The 14,408-nt window shown below is 37.3% G+C and carries 14 protein-coding genes; 5 read left to right on the top strand and 9 right to left on the bottom strand.

Features of this window, described 5'->3' with window-relative positions:
• Positions 1–40 precede the first annotated feature (40 nt).
• The 3 genes from arsR (at position 41) to arsC (ending at position 1,957) form a co-directional block, all read left to right on the top strand.
• Entirely contained in the window at positions 41–346 is a 306-nt protein-coding gene (gene arsR / locus IEV41_RS04650) for an arsenical resistance operon transcriptional regulator ArsR (RefSeq protein WP_188387267.1), read from the top strand.
• Positions 347–485: 139 nt separating this feature from the next.
• Entirely contained in the window at positions 486–1,526 is a 1,041-nt protein-coding gene (arsB, locus tag IEV41_RS04645; RefSeq protein WP_188387266.1) for an ACR3 family arsenite efflux transporter, read from the top strand.
• A 26-nt stretch (positions 1,527–1,552) separates the two neighbouring features.
• Positions 1,553–1,957 (top strand): arsenate reductase (thioredoxin), encoded by a 405-nt coding sequence (gene arsC / locus IEV41_RS04640; RefSeq protein ID WP_188387265.1) that lies wholly within the window; start codon positions 1,553–1,555, stop codon positions 1,955–1,957.
• Positions 1,958–1,991: 34 nt separating this feature from the next.
• On the opposite strand, the gene IEV41_RS04635 is transcribed toward arsC, so the two are convergent.
• Complete coding sequence (locus IEV41_RS04635) at positions 1,992–2,564, bottom strand: cupin domain-containing protein (protein ID WP_188387264.1); 573 nt, start codon at positions 2,562–2,564, stop codon at positions 1,992–1,994.
• Positions 2,565–2,833: 269 nt separating this feature from the next.
• Here IEV41_RS04635 and IEV41_RS04630 point away from each other — a divergent pair, with 269 nt between their 5' ends.
• Complete coding sequence (locus IEV41_RS04630) at positions 2,834–3,736, top strand: DMT family transporter (RefSeq protein ID WP_188387263.1); 903 nt, start codon at positions 2,834–2,836, stop codon at positions 3,734–3,736.
• A 487-nt stretch (positions 3,737–4,223) separates the two neighbouring features.
• Here the strand turns inward: IEV41_RS04630 and IEV41_RS04625 are convergent, their stop codons facing one another.
• The 8 genes from IEV41_RS04625 to IEV41_RS04590 are packed head-to-tail and all read right to left on the bottom strand — an operon-like array spanning position 4,224 to position 12,953.
• The gene (locus IEV41_RS04625; protein WP_188387262.1) at positions 4,224–5,003 is read right to left on the bottom strand and encodes an undecaprenyl-diphosphate phosphatase; all 780 of its coding nucleotides are present in this window, start codon (positions 5,001–5,003) and stop codon (positions 4,224–4,226) included.
• Positions 5,004–5,026: 23 nt separating this feature from the next.
• The gene (locus IEV41_RS04620; protein ID WP_188387261.1) at positions 5,027–6,961 is read right to left on the bottom strand and encodes an AMP-binding protein; all 1,935 of its coding nucleotides are present in this window, start codon (positions 6,959–6,961) and stop codon (positions 5,027–5,029) included.
• A 24-nt stretch (positions 6,962–6,985) separates the two neighbouring features.
• The gene (locus IEV41_RS04615) at positions 6,986–8,527 is read right to left on the bottom strand and encodes an acyl-CoA carboxylase subunit beta (RefSeq protein WP_188387260.1); all 1,542 of its coding nucleotides are present in this window, start codon (positions 8,525–8,527) and stop codon (positions 6,986–6,988) included.
• A gap of 2 nt (positions 8,528–8,529) precedes the next feature.
• Positions 8,530–9,312: an enoyl-CoA hydratase gene (locus tag IEV41_RS04610; RefSeq protein ID WP_188387259.1), complete on the bottom strand. Its 783-nt coding sequence runs from the start codon at positions 9,310–9,312 to the stop codon at positions 8,530–8,532.
• A 10-nt stretch (positions 9,313–9,322) separates the two neighbouring features.
• Positions 9,323–10,231: a hydroxymethylglutaryl-CoA lyase gene (locus IEV41_RS04605; RefSeq protein WP_188387258.1), complete on the bottom strand. Its 909-nt coding sequence runs from the start codon at positions 10,229–10,231 to the stop codon at positions 9,323–9,325.
• Positions 10,232–10,246: 15 nt separating this feature from the next.
• Entirely contained in the window at positions 10,247–10,459 is a 213-nt protein-coding gene (locus IEV41_RS04600) for an acetyl-CoA carboxylase biotin carboxyl carrier protein subunit (protein ID WP_188387257.1), read from the bottom strand.
• On the bottom strand, positions 10,456–11,796 hold the full coding sequence (locus IEV41_RS04595) for an acetyl-CoA carboxylase biotin carboxylase subunit (protein WP_188387256.1): 1,341 nt from the start codon (positions 11,794–11,796) through the stop codon (positions 10,456–10,458). Before IEV41_RS04595 ends, IEV41_RS04600 begins: the two co-directional genes overlap by 4 nt.
• Before the next feature lie 14 nt (positions 11,797–11,810).
• Positions 11,811–12,953 carry an acyl-CoA dehydrogenase family protein gene (locus IEV41_RS04590; protein ID WP_188387255.1) on the bottom strand — a complete coding sequence of 381 codons (1,143 nt, stop codon included), beginning with the start codon at positions 12,951–12,953 and terminating at the stop codon, positions 11,811–11,813.
• Positions 12,954–13,184: 231 nt separating this feature from the next.
• On the opposite strand from IEV41_RS04590, the gene bcbE reads away from it, so the two are divergent.
• The gene (gene bcbE / locus IEV41_RS04585; RefSeq protein WP_188387254.1) at positions 13,185–14,399 is read left to right on the top strand and encodes a bacillibactin exporter BcbE; all 1,215 of its coding nucleotides are present in this window, start codon (positions 13,185–13,187) and stop codon (positions 14,397–14,399) included.
• The last annotated feature ends 9 nt before the right edge of the window (positions 14,400–14,408 follow it).

Here is a 14,408-nt window from a genome sequence, read left to right as displayed (position 1 = left end):
TGTAAATATCAAAAAAAGTTGATGAAAGGAAATGAATATAATGGTACAACAGTTCCAGCAATATGAGAAAAAATTTAAAGCATTAGCTGATCAGAAACGCTTAGAAATTATGTATGAGCTTTGTCAACGAGGAAAAACATGCGTGTGCGATCTTGTAGAAATATTCGATATGACTCAATCAAAATTATCTTATCATTTAAAGATTTTGTTGGATGCAGGTTTAATCGTTAAAGAAACAAAGGGAACATGGAGCTATTATGATTTAAATGATGTAGAAGTAAACAATTTACTTTCTGAAGAACTGTGTTGTATTTTTAGAAAAACTGGAAAAGGAAGTTGTTGCTAGTTTTTCTTATCTAATAAATCAACTTTTTTTGATTTATTAGAACGGTAAGGGAGAATTATGTATGAAATACCTACATCTGAGAATTCTCCTAGCCGAGTGATAACAACTTCTTGTTGTTAATAAAGAAAAGGGGGATCAAATGAAAAATTTATCATTTCTAGATCGATATTTAACACTATGGATATTTTTTGCAATGGCAATTGGGATTGGAATAGGATATATTTCTCCTGGATTTGTAGACAGCATCAATAGTCTTCAAGTCGGAACGATTTCTGTGCCATTGGCTATCGGCCTAATCCTGATGATGTATCCACCATTAGCAAAAGTCCGATATGAAGAAATGGGAAGAGTGTTTAAAGATGTAAAAGTTTTAGTATTGTCTTTAGTACAAAACTGGATTATTGGACCTGTACTCATGTTTGCACTAGCAATTATTTTTCTTCCTGATAAGCCTGAATACATGGTAGGGCTTATTATGATTGGCTTGGCTCGTTGTATCGCAATGGTTATAGTATGGAATGACCTTGCCGAAGGTGATTCAGAATACGCAGCTGGACTTGTGGCATTTAATTCTGTATTCCAAACGATTTTCTTCTCTGTATATGCTTATGTATTTGTAACAGTTATTCCAGAATGGCTAGGAATACAAGGAGCTGTCGTAAGCATTACGATGTCAGAAGTAGCTAAGTCTGTATTCATATACTTAGGTATTCCATTCCTTGCTGGTATGTTAACACGCTTTATACTAGTAAAGCTAAAGGGTCGACAGTGGTATGAAAAAGTATTCATTCCTAAAATTAGTCCAATCACATTAATCTCACTGTTATTTACTATTATTATCATGTTCTCTTTAAAAGGAGAAATGATTGTTAGCGTACCATTAGATGTAGTACGAATAGCAATTCCATTACTCATATATTTTGTTATTATGTTCTTTGTTTCGTTCTTCATGGGACGAAAGATTGGTGCTAACTATAAGGTTACAACAACACTAGCATTTACAGCAGGCAGCAATAACTTTGAATTAGCAATTGCAGTCGCAGTAGGAGTATTTGGTATTCACTCTGGTGCAGCCTTTGCAGCCGTTATAGGACCATTAGTCGAAGTGCCAGTTATGATTGCCCTTGTAAATGTGGCTTTATGGTTTAAGCGTAAGTATTTTAATAATCAACTACAATAAATTTTACAACTAAGGTGGAAAACAACATGGAAAATAAAAAAACAATTTACTTTTTATGCACGGGAAACTCATGCCGTAGCCAAATAGCTGAAGGGTGGGGGAAACATTATTTAGGTAATCAGTGGAACGTTTACTCTGCCGGTATTGAAGCTCACGGAGTAAATCTAAATGCAATCAAAGCTATGAATGAAGTAAATATTGATATTACAAACCAAACATCAGATATTATCGATACGGAAATCTTAAATAATGCTGATTTAGTAATCACACTTTGCAGCCATGCTGATTCAGTATGTCCAACAACTCCGACACACGTAACACGTGCTCATTGGGGATTTGACGATCCAGCAGGGAAAGAATGGACTGAATTCCAACGTGTTCGAGATGAGATTAAAACCCGTATCAAGAAATTTGCTGAGACAGGTAAATAGTTTAGAAAGAAACACTCCCTAATAAATTCTATTATTAGGGAGTGTTTCTTTCTGCAGCTAATGCTTCTTCCTTGGTAACATGAACCGTATTAAATGGATGATTTGGAGGAGCATATATTGAATACAGTTTTAGTGGAATGTTACCTGTATTAGTTAAGTTATGCCATGTTCCGGCAGGTATCATTATTGCAAAATCATCATAAACATTTCTACTAAAATTTAAATTGTCTTTACTTTTGCCCATTTGAACAATTCCCTGGCCTTGTTCAATACGTAAGAATTGATCAACATCAGGATGTATTTCTAAACCAATATCTTCGCCAACTTGAATACTCATCAACGTCACTTGTAAATGTTTACCCGTCCACAATGTGGTACGATACGTATTGTTTTGCTTCGCTGCTTTATTAATGTTAACTGTAAAGGCTTTTGGTCCATAGTCCGTTAATGAAATACTTCCATTATTGTTGGAAGAGCGATAATAATTCAATCTTTTTTCATGTTCTATCTCATTAGGGAAAGGCCAATAAGCAGGTTGTCGCCAATAGTTATATATTAGAAAGTCATCATAACAAGGATATCGATATATATAAGGTTCATAGTACATTTTTCTCCATCCTTCACATTTTTTATGGAATTATTTTATGTGTTTATTAAGGAAATGTACGTAGAAGATATCAATTATTAAAAAGATAGGGGAGACTCCAACAAGTCAAAACTCATTTAACATCGGATTTTTTATAAATTACGTTGTCCCTGGTTGTAGCAATACTTGTATCGGCTCTAATAAAAAGGTATAATCATTATTTATTTTGATGTCAGTCAATAAGAGCAATCCCAAAGTAGATTTAGAAACAGAGAAGGGAGAGAAAACTCATGAAAACAAAAGACATTGCAGCATTATTTGGGCTAGCTGCATTATGGGGGGCATCATTTTTATTTATGCGAATTGCATCCCCTGCAATTGGTCCCTTTTTAACAACTCAAGGACGTGTAACAATTGCGGCAATTGCATTGTTAATTTACATAATTATAATTAAAAAATCAACTGAATGGAGACAACGGTGGAAACAATATTTAATCATCGGTGCATTAAACGCTGCAATTCCATTTACACTAATTTCTACAGCTTCGCTACATTTGAACGCATCGATAATGGCTATTATTAATTCGATGACACCACTATTTACGGCTCTTATTGTATGGCTATGGTTGAAAGAAAAGCTAGGTGTTCGAAAGTGGATTGGCATTATGGTTGGTATCATTGGGGTACTCTTCTTGGTTGGCTGGAGCCCTATATCATTTACGCCAGAAGTAATAATTGCTATTATTCTCTGCATACTCTCAACCGTATTTTACGGAATTGGTGGCGTTTATGCTAAAAAGGCTTTTAATGGTGTACAACCTTTGTTAGTTGCTTTTGGACAGCAAATCGGAGCGTCTTTCCTTCTTATTCCGTTTACATTATTCCATTTACCTACATCCGCATCAACGATTACACCTACCGTAGTATGGTCTGTTGTTTGTTTAGCTCTTTTATGCACTGCTATTGGGTATCTTTTATATTTTTATTTAATCACAAGTGTAGGACCTACTAAAGCATTAAGCGTAACCTTTCTGGTTCCTTTATTCGGTATGATATGGGGCGTTGTTTTTCTAAATGAACAAATTAATATCGGAATGATTGCTGGCCTTATGGTTATTTTAATTAGCATCTTTTTGATTTCAGATATACGTATTAATGCTAAAAGTAGTCACAAAAAAATGGGGGATACATAAACTCTGGAAGGGGTACTGCGAGCAAATTTCCAGTATGAAAAGAAGTGATTTTAATAATATTAAATTTCAATGCAACACAATGCCATTTGTGTTGCATTTTTGTACATAGTGGCCAACAACGAGAGATTCTAAAAAGAATATATCTACAAAAGTATTTTTATTAAGAAAAGAAGAGTATTCGCATCTTATTAATAGATGGTGTACTGGAAAGCTAGATATTATATAATTTGATGAAATAGAGCAAATTAAGGATTAGCTAAAAACATTTATTAAGTGCGTATAAATGTGGCATTAAGGTAGGAGTATCGCTTATTGTCGATTTATCAAAAACAATCTTTTTTCTAGTTAACATAATATATATTCTAGGAAGTTGTAAAAATGAACAAATATCCAGTCTCATATCAGAAGTAAACTCTTAATAGTGAGACGGAATCAAAAAAGTTAAGTGATATGTAATAAAACGAATTTCTACATATCACTTAACTTATTAAAAAACATTTGTATATTGCAGCAACAATATTAAGATTCCAAGTGCCCATACATAATACGCGAATATCTTTAAAGAATGTTTCTTCAAGTAATTAATCATCCATTTTACAGCTATGTATCCGAAGACTGCTGATGAAATGCATCCGATTATTAATGAACTCGTTGAAATTTGTTCATAACTTCCTTCTACAAGGTCTTTTGACTGTAAAACAATTGCACCAAGTATTGCTGGTGTCGACAGCAAAAATGAAAAATATGCTGCTGTTCCACGGTCTAACTTTCTAAATAATGATGCTACAATTGTCATTCCAGATCGTGAAATAGCTGGGAAAATGGCTAACGCCTGAAATGAACCGATAAATAATGCGTCTGCATACGTAATATCGTCTAGTTTCTTATGACCATTCTTTATTGAATCAGCTACATATAAGAAAAGTCCTGTTATAAGGAATTCCCAACCAATTGTCACGCCTGTCCTTGAAATTTCTTCGAAAAAGTCCTTAAATAATAATCCGACGATAATGGCCGGGACTGTTCCGACAACGAGTAAAAACGTTCGTTTTCCAAATGGATCCTTTGCCATACGAATGAATTCGTCTTTATAGTACACGAAAATTGCTACTAACGTTCCGATATGAAGCATCGTATCCAAAAATAATCCAGCATCATCTAAACCAAACATATGGCGCCCTAAATATAAATGTCCTGTACTACTGATTGGCAAAAACTCAGTTAAACCTTGGATAATTCCTAGTATGAATGCCTCTATCCAACTCATCACGTGTCCCCTTTATCATTCATCTAGTCGTTTTCTTTTTGTGAAATCGCAATGATTTCGTTAACGGATTCAGGATTTACTAATGATGATAAATCACCTAAATCCTCTCCTAGAAACGAAGCTTTAATAACGCGGCGCATGACTTTTGCATTTCGTGTCTTTGGTAAATCTGAAATAAAATGAATTGCTTCTGGACATAGCGCCTTTCCGATACTTCCTTGTAAGAGTTTCTTTAATTCTTGTTCAAATTTTTCACTATCGCCTCTCTCCTCTTTCGTTACAACAAAGCAATAGCATACTTCTCCCTTTTTCTCATCTGGTACGCCGATTGCGGCTGCTTCTACGACGTTATCATGTTGAACAAGGATAGATTCATAGTCTGTAGGTCCGATTCGTTTACCGGCAATGTTTAATGTGTCATCTGATCGTCCATTAATTGACCAATATAAGCCATCTGTAACTGCTAAGTCGCCGTGTACCCATATGTTTTCGTATTTGTTCCAGTATGTTTCTTTATAGCGTTCATCCTCTTCCCAAAATCCTTTTGTCATGCCTACCCATGGTTTTGTTAAACATAATTCCCCTACCTCTCCTACAACATGTTTTCCTGTTTTATCTACAATAGTAGCTGCCATACCAGGTAAAGGAGAGTTAAATGTTACAGGTGAAATAGGTTTGACAAGAACATTCCCAAAAATTCCTCCCGCTATTTCAGTTCCACCTGAATAATTGAAAATAGGTACGTTTTCTTTGCAAATCTGCTTAAATAACCATAACCAAGGCGTTTCGTTCCATGGTTCACCAGTAGATCCGATGACTTGTAAACTAGTTAAATCATAATCTTCTACATGTACATCGTCTTTTGTCATGAGTGAACGAATTAACGTTGGCGAAATGCCTAAGTGAGTGACGTCATGTTTATCAATTAATTCAAACAATCGATTGGATGTTGGATAATCAACGACACCATCATACATGACGATAGTTGCACCGTTTATAAGCGATGAAAATACTTGAAAAGGCCCCATCATCCAGCCCATATCTGTTATCCATAGTAATTTGTCTCCCTTAGAGATATTCATGCCGTATTTCCCGTCAAATGCTGCTTTAATTGGGAATCCAGTATGCGTATGAACGGTTCCTTTTGGCTTTCCTGTCGTTCCTGATGTATAAAGCAACATGCAAGGGTCATCACTTCTCATCTCTTCAATCGGGAGTACATCTCCTCCTTGCTCGAGTTCCGCCCAGCAACAATACATAGGATTGTCTGAGATTGTTGTATCGCTTACCATAACAACTTTTTCAAGAGACGGTGTGGAGACAATTGCTTTTTCTATTTCATCGTGTAACGATACGTACTTATTTCGTCGTGAAAAGCCATCAGCAGTAATAAGCATCTTTGAGTTAGCAGCGTTTATACGTGTTGCCAATGCATGATGACCGAATCCAGAGAATACAGGTGAGACGATTGCTCCAATCGTAATCGCACCTAACATAGCAATAACAATCTCTGGTGTCATAGGCATATAGATTGTTATGCGATCTCCTTTTTTGATTCCTTGTTTCTTTAAACCGTTCGCAACAGCTGTTACACGCTTATATACCTCCTCATACGTAAGTTGTGTATATGTTCCATCTTCTCGCTCAGAAACAATAGCTAGCCGATTCTTTGTTTCTCCATTCGTTACCCATTGTTCTAACGCACTTTGAATAATATTGCATGTACCATTTGCATACCAATAAGGAAATGCGATATCTTCTCCTTCTAATACGCTCGTATAAGGAGTCATCCACTTTATCCCTAATGTTTGTTCAACCTCTCCCCAAAACCAATCTGTCTCTTCAATGCTCTTCTTATAAAACGTATCGTAATCATCGAATCCTAGTGACTGCATCCACTGAAATAGGTTTGTCTTCTCTATATAATCCTTATTCGGTATCCAAACTGCTTTATGCATATTTTTCCTCTCCCTTGACCGTCGTTATACTGGATAGACAGGGTGTTTACGCTCACTAAATTGTTGATATTTACTCGTATACATTGAAAAACGTTGGATTAATTCCTCTCGTAACTGATCTGGTTCGACAATAGCATCTATTACGAGCTCAGACGCCAAGTGATAAATATCAATGTCACGTTTGTACTCTGCTCGTTTTTCTTCGATAAATGCTTTTCTTTCTTCCCCTTCTAAAGAAGCAATCTTATTTGCATATACCGCGTTCACGGCTGCTTCTGGGCCCATTACGGCGATTTGTGCAGTTGGAAGGGCTAAGCAGCAATCAGGTTCGAATGCAGGTCCTGCCATGGCGTACAAGCCTGCACCGTATGCTTTACGTACAATAACGGATATTTTAGGTACAGTTGCTTCACTCATCGCCGCAATCATTTTTGCTCCGTGACGGATAATTCCGGCTCTCTCTACTTTTGTACCAATCATAAATCCTGGTACGTCAGCAAGAAATAATAGCGGGATGTGGAATGCATCGCAAAGTGTAATGAACTTTGCTGCTTTATCTGCTGAATCATGGAATAATACGCCACCTTTTACACGTGGTTGATTAGCGATAATTCCGATTGGTTGTCCGTCTATACGAGCAAATCCTGTAATTAGTTCTTGTGCGAATAACTTCTTTATTTCGAAGAACGAGTCGTTATCGATAACATGTTCAATAAACTCGATCATATTAAACGGTGCATTTTGGTTCTCGGGTATTAAGTCTTGTAACGCCTTTGTTGATTCTTTGGGTAGAAGCGCTGTCTCTTTTGGAGGAGTTTGTTCATAATTACTAGGTAAATAAGATAAGTATGTCCGTGCTTTTATTAAAGCTTCTTCTTCCGTTTGACATAATACATCACCACATCCAGAAACAGAGCAATGCATACGTGCCCCGCCCATTTCTTCTAACGTTACTTTTTCTCCGATTACCATCTCAGCCATACGCGGCGAACCTAAATACATCGATGCATTCCCTTCTACCATGAACACCACGTCGCAAAATGCTGGTATATAGGCCCCTCCTGCTGCAGAAGGTCCGAATAATAAACATATTTGTGGTACCTTTCCTGATAGTTTCACTTGGTGATAAAATATCTTACCTGCACCTCTTCTGCCTGGAAACATTTCTACTTGATCCGTGATACGGGCACCTGCAGAATCAACTAAATAAAAAATAGGTACACGAAGCTTGTCTGCGGTTTCTTGCAAGCGCAACATCTTCTCAACCGTCTTCGCTCCCCATGATCCGGCTTTAACAGTAGAGTCATTTGCAATGACACAGACTGTTCGTCCGTCTATTTTCCCGATGCCTGTAATAACACCGTCTGCTGGGAGTCCTGTCGCTTCACAATTTGCAAATAATGCATCTTCTACAAAGCTATCTTTATCTAATAAGAGTGCTAGACGATCTCGTACGAATAATTTTCCTTTTTCTTTATTTTGTGTATGGTATTTTTCTGCTCCGCCTTTATGAATTGTAGCAACTTTATCACGGTATATATCTTGTGAGGTTGAGCGATGGATCATGATTATTCCCCCTTGTACGCTGGTTTTCGTTTCTCTTCAAAAGCTCGTAATCCTTCCCGCCGGTCGTTCGTATAAATAATGGCTTCATACGCATGTGCTTCTACTTGTAATGCGTCGTCCATATGCTTTCCGTATCCTTCTTGAATCGCATATTTTGCTTGTTGAATGGCTAATGGCCCATTCTTGGCAATTCGTTCACAAATAGAAAGAGCCGTTTTTTCTAGTTCATCGTGAGGAACAATATATTCAATAAGTTTATATTCATACGCTTCTTGTGCAGTAATTTTCCGAGCAGTCAAAATCATGTCTTTTGCTCGTCCAATTCCTACTAATCTACTAAGACGCTGTGTACCACCGGCACCAGGTATAATCGCTAAGGATGTCTCTGGCAAAGAAAATAAAGCCTCTTCAGAAGCGACGCGTATATCACACGCTAAACAAAGCTCAGTACCACCGCCTAATGCAACTCCGTTAATTGCAGCTACGATTGGTTTCCTTATTAATTCCAATTCATGGATGACACTCCTAATTTTTGCGACTGTCCCTTTTACTTGTTCTTCATTCATGTGCAGGCGCTCTTTCAAATCTGCCCCTGCACAAAATGCTTTCTCCCCAGATCCAGTAAGAAGAACAACACGAATTGTGTCATCCTTTTTTATCATTGCAAGTACTTCTTTCAATTCAGATAAAAGCTGAAGAGACAATGCGTTCGCTTGCCTCTCCCTATCTAGTGTTAGTTTCATCACGTGTGGAGCTATTTTTTCTAGTTTCACTGTTTGAAACATGAATAATCACCTACTTTTTTACTTGTTCGTTTTTTATTTGGAGTAAATGACTTGAGAATCGTTTTCCTAATTTGTCATCAATGATTCTCCTGGCCAAGGTTAACGCTCGTTCATCGATTCCCGTTTGTACATGCATTGTATGTAGCATATTCACAAGATCATTCGTTGCGACGTTGCCACTTGCTCCAGCCGCATATGGACAACCTCCTAGCCCTCCAAAAGAGCTATCATACGTTGTAATACCTTGTTGCAAAGAAACAAGGATATTAGCTAACCCACGACCATACGTATTATGAAAATGCATTGCAAAGATAGATAAAGGGAATGACTTCTTTAATTCTTCTAATGTATGTTCTACTTGGAGAGGATTTGCGATGCCAATTGTATCTCCTAATGAAATTTCATAAATCCCCATGTTAAGTAGAGAATCAATTATTTTCTTTATTTTATCTAGGTTTATTTTCCCTTCATAAGGGCACCCAAAAATAGTAGAGACGTATCCTCTTACTTTTCTGCCTGTAAACAGACTTTGATCTGCTACTTCTTTTATGACATCTAACGTATCGGAAATAGATTTATTTACATTTCGCTTATTATGAGTTTCACTGGAAGACACGAAGACATTTATTTCATCGATATTTGCTTGAAGTGCACGCTCTAAGCCATATATATTCGGGACAAGGGCAGCATAGGTTACACCTTTCTTTCGTTCGATAGTAGACGCTACTTCCAAAGCATCTGCTAAAGCTGGTATCCATTTTGCAGGAACAAACGATGTTACTTCAATGTAAGACAGTCCTGTTTGTGATAACCGATTAATCCATGCAATTTTCTCTTTTGTGGATAAAATGACTTTTTCATTTTGTAAACCATCACGTGGACCAACTTCTTTAATCGTGATATGTGAAGGGATATCCATAGAAAATCACCTCAATTATTCTATTTCTAGTAACACATCTCCCTCGTTCACGAAGTCTCCCTCATGAACGAGTACATTCTTTACAACCCCTGTTGCCTCCGAAGCAAGTGGAATCTCCATCTTCATTGATTCTAAAATAATGAGTTCTTGTCCGATTTCAACTGACTCTCCCGTTTTTACATGTACTTTCCATACACTTCCTGCCATCGGCGCAACTTGTTTCATCATTTTCGAGCCGCTCCTCTCTTTGTTATGAAATCTGTTGTATAAACTCCTTTTACAACATCTCGATCTGTCAAAAGTTCAAGTAGTAATGGGATATTTGTTTTAATCCCTTGTATATCGCATTGCATGAGTGCTGTGTGTAGATGAGAAATTGCTTCTTCTCTTGTTTCAGCATAAGCAATGACTTTCGCTAACATTGGATCGTAAAAAGGTGTTACTTTCATATTTGGTTGAATATAGTGATCGATTCGTATATTGGAAGGTAATGCTACGTGTGTAATTGTTCCAGGTGAAGGATAAAAAGTTGTAGGATCTTCTGCATAAATACGTGCTTCAATGGCATGACCGTTTGGAAGGATAGATGTTTGTTTGACGGATAGTCCGTTTCCTTGTGCGATATAAATTTGTTGTTCTACTAAATCTAAGCCAGTGATACATTCGGTTACCGGATGTTCTACTTGGAGACGTGTATTCATTTCAAGAAAATAAAAATGTTGATTCTCATCAACTAAAAACTCCATTGTACCTGCATTTTCATAACCGATATAACTTGCTGCAGCTACAGCACATTTACCCATCTTTGTTCTTGTTTCATCTGAAATAAAGGGAGACAATGTTTCTTCGATTACTTTTTGATTTCGCCGTTGAAGTGAACAATCCCTTTCGAAAAGATGGATAATGTTTCCATATTTATCTCCAAGTAATTGAATTTCGATATGATGAGCATTCGTAATTAATTTTTCGATATACATTTCGCTATTATTAAAGAACATTTGTGCTTTTTTCTGTGTTGATACGAAAGCTGTTTCTAATTCTTGTTCATTTTGAATGAGCTGCATACCAATTCCACCGCCACCACCAGCTGCTTTTAGCATAACAGGGTAGCCAATTTCTTTCGCAAGAGCCACAGCTTTGTCCACATCAGCAATTGCCTCATCACATCCAGGGACAACAGGAAGTCCAGCTTCTTTCATCATTTTCCTTGCTTCAATTTTATTTCCCATGCTTTGAAGGTGTGAAGCGGATGGGCCAATGAAGATAATTCCAGCTTCAATACATTGGGATGCAAAATGAGCATTTTCTGATAAAAAACCGTAACCTGGGTGAATAGCATCTACGCTAGCATTTCTCGCAACTTCTAGTATTTTCTCAGCATTTACGTAACTTTCTTGTACACGTGGGCCACCAATACAATACGCCTCGTCAGCTAGTTGAACATGCATAGCATCTTCTTCAGCAGTGGAATAGACTGCCACTGTTTGAATTCCCATTTTTTTGCATGTTTTTATAATCCGTACTGCGATTTCACCACGATTTGCAATTAATAATTTATTAATCATCGTTTCATCTCCATTCAACAACCTAATTGTCGTGAGATAACGAGTCGTTGAATTTCAGATGTTCCTTCGCCTATTTCTAACAACTTCGCATCTCGTATTAATCGTTCTACGCCGTATTCACGCATGTATCCATAGCCGCCATGAATTTGAACAGCTTGATTTGCGGATCTACTTGCTGTTTCAGAAGCAAATAACTTCGCAAATGCGGCTTCTTTCGTAAATGGTTTGTTGTTATCCTTTAGCCAGGCTGCCTTGTATACCATATTACGTGCTAATTCTACTTCCATTGCCATATCAGCTAATTTGAATTGAATAGCTTGGAATGACGAAATACTTTTGCCAAATTGTTTTCTCTCTTTTGCATAGTGAAGAGCTTTATCAAGAGCTTGTTGAGCGATGCCAACAGCTAATGCAGCAATTGATATACGTCCTCCATCTAACGTATACAAAAATTGTTTAAAGCCTTTCTGTGGATCACCTAATAAATTCTCTTTTGGGACACGCACTGCGTCTAATACTATTTCACATGTGTTAGATGCACGAACCCCCATTTTGTCATACGGACTTGTAATTGTTAGACCTTTACTATTTGTTGGGACAATGATTGCAGAAATGATATTTTTCCCCCGTTCATCTTTGCCTGTTACGGCTGTGACAATGATGGTATCGGAGTATTCAGCATTTGTAATCCAACACTTCTCACCAGAAATAACAAATTCATCTCCGTCTTCTATAGCCTTCGTCTGTGTTCCTCCAGCATCTGAGCCAGCGTTCGGTTCCGTTAAACCAAAAGCACCGAGCGTTTTTCCTTCCGCCATCGGGACTAAATATCGCTGTCTTTGTTCTTCTGTTCCGAAGTAGTAAATAGGTGCCGACCCTAGCGAAATAGTCGCTGCATAACTAAGTCCTGTTCCTGCACATGCTTTCCCAATTTCCTCTACCGCAATGGCGTACGAAATAGTGTCTCCGCCAGAACCGCCATATTTCTCTGGGAAAGGAATACCTAATAAACCTAATGACCCTAATTTCTTAAAGATTTCTTCTGGGAAAGCAGACGTAATATCAAGCTGTTCTGCATATGGTGCTATCTCGTTCTCCGCAAAGTCCCGAACCATATTTCTAATAAGCACATGCTCGCGTGAAAGTTCAAAATTCACGATAATCCACTCCTTTTTGTATGCGTTTTCAAAACGCATACAGTATTTATTCGACTAACTTTTCAAAAGTCCTACTCTATTTCATTGATATTCGTCTATTCATGGGATAATACAAAAATAAAAAAGAATCCAAACTAGTCACAATAAAATTTTGATAAGTGTGAATGATAGCAGAAGGTATGTTTTATACTACTACAGTGTTTATTTTTAGGAGAAGAAGGTTAAAGTGTAATGGAGAAAAAACAAAAATGGGCGTTATGGGCTCTTTCATCTGTACCACTCGTTATGACGCTGGGAAATTCAATGCTAATTCCGATTTTGCCAGTCATCGAGCGACAGCTAAATATCTCACATTTTCAAGTGTCCCTCATTATTACGGTGTACTCTATTTCAGCTATCTTACTAATCCCTATAGCTGGTTATTTATCCGATCGATGGGGACGGAAAAAAGTAATTATCCCAAGTTTAATCATTACAGCAATCGGAGGTATCATTACTGGATGGGCATCGTGGAAATTAGCTAATCCTTATATGTGGATTCTCATAGGACGTGTTATTCAAGGAATTGGTGCCGCTGGAGCAATGCCGGTTGTCATTCCATGCGTTGGAGATATGTTCAAAGACGATGATGAAGTAAGTAAAGGACTTGGATTAATTGAAACCTCTAATACACTTGGTAAAGTACTAAGCCCTATTCTAGGATCTGCGCTTGCCATGATTATTTGGTTCATGCCCTTTCTATTTATTCCTGTACTATGCGCAGCCGCTATTATATTAATTTTAATGCTTGTTAAACCACCTACATCAAAACAAGAAAAAGTACCTGTGAAAGAGTTCATCTCTGTCATTAAAGAAATTCTACATGAGAACGGTCGCTGGTTATATACAATCTTTCTTATCGGTGCAATTATTATGTTTATTTTATTTGGTATGCTCTTTTATTTATCTAATGTATTAGAAGACAGATACCATATTAATGGAATTACTAAGGGGTTTGTGCTAGCTATTCCATTATTAGCGCTATCGATAACATCTTATATTACCGGGAAGAAGATTGGTGATAATCAAAAAGCCATGAAATGGTGTATATGTATCGGCCTTGTTATGTTAGGTGGCTCATTACTTATTCCTCTATTCTCTAAATCCCTTTATATTCTTATTGCAACTTTCGTTATAGGAGGTATCGGTATTGGTGCAGCGTTGCCGTCTTTAGATGCATTTGTAACCGAGGGAATTGATAAGAAGCATCGTGGAACTGTTACATCCCTTTATAGTTCAATGCGTTTCATTGGTGTTGCAGCAGGTCCGCCGATATTTTCCCTCTTAATTAAGGGAACGGATAACATTATCTTTTATGTATCTATTGCGCTTAGTTTTATTGGAGCATTTCTCACTCTCCGTTTCATTAAGCCCACGAACGAAGAAAAAGTTTCTAAGCACGAATAGTAAAAACCT

The sequence above is a fragment of the Priestia taiwanensis genome, from assembly GCF_014638355.1.
Classification (GTDB): Bacteria; Bacillota; Bacilli; order Bacillales; family Bacillaceae_G; genus Priestia_D; species Priestia_D taiwanensis.
This window is presented reverse-complemented; position numbering and strand designations above follow the sequence as displayed.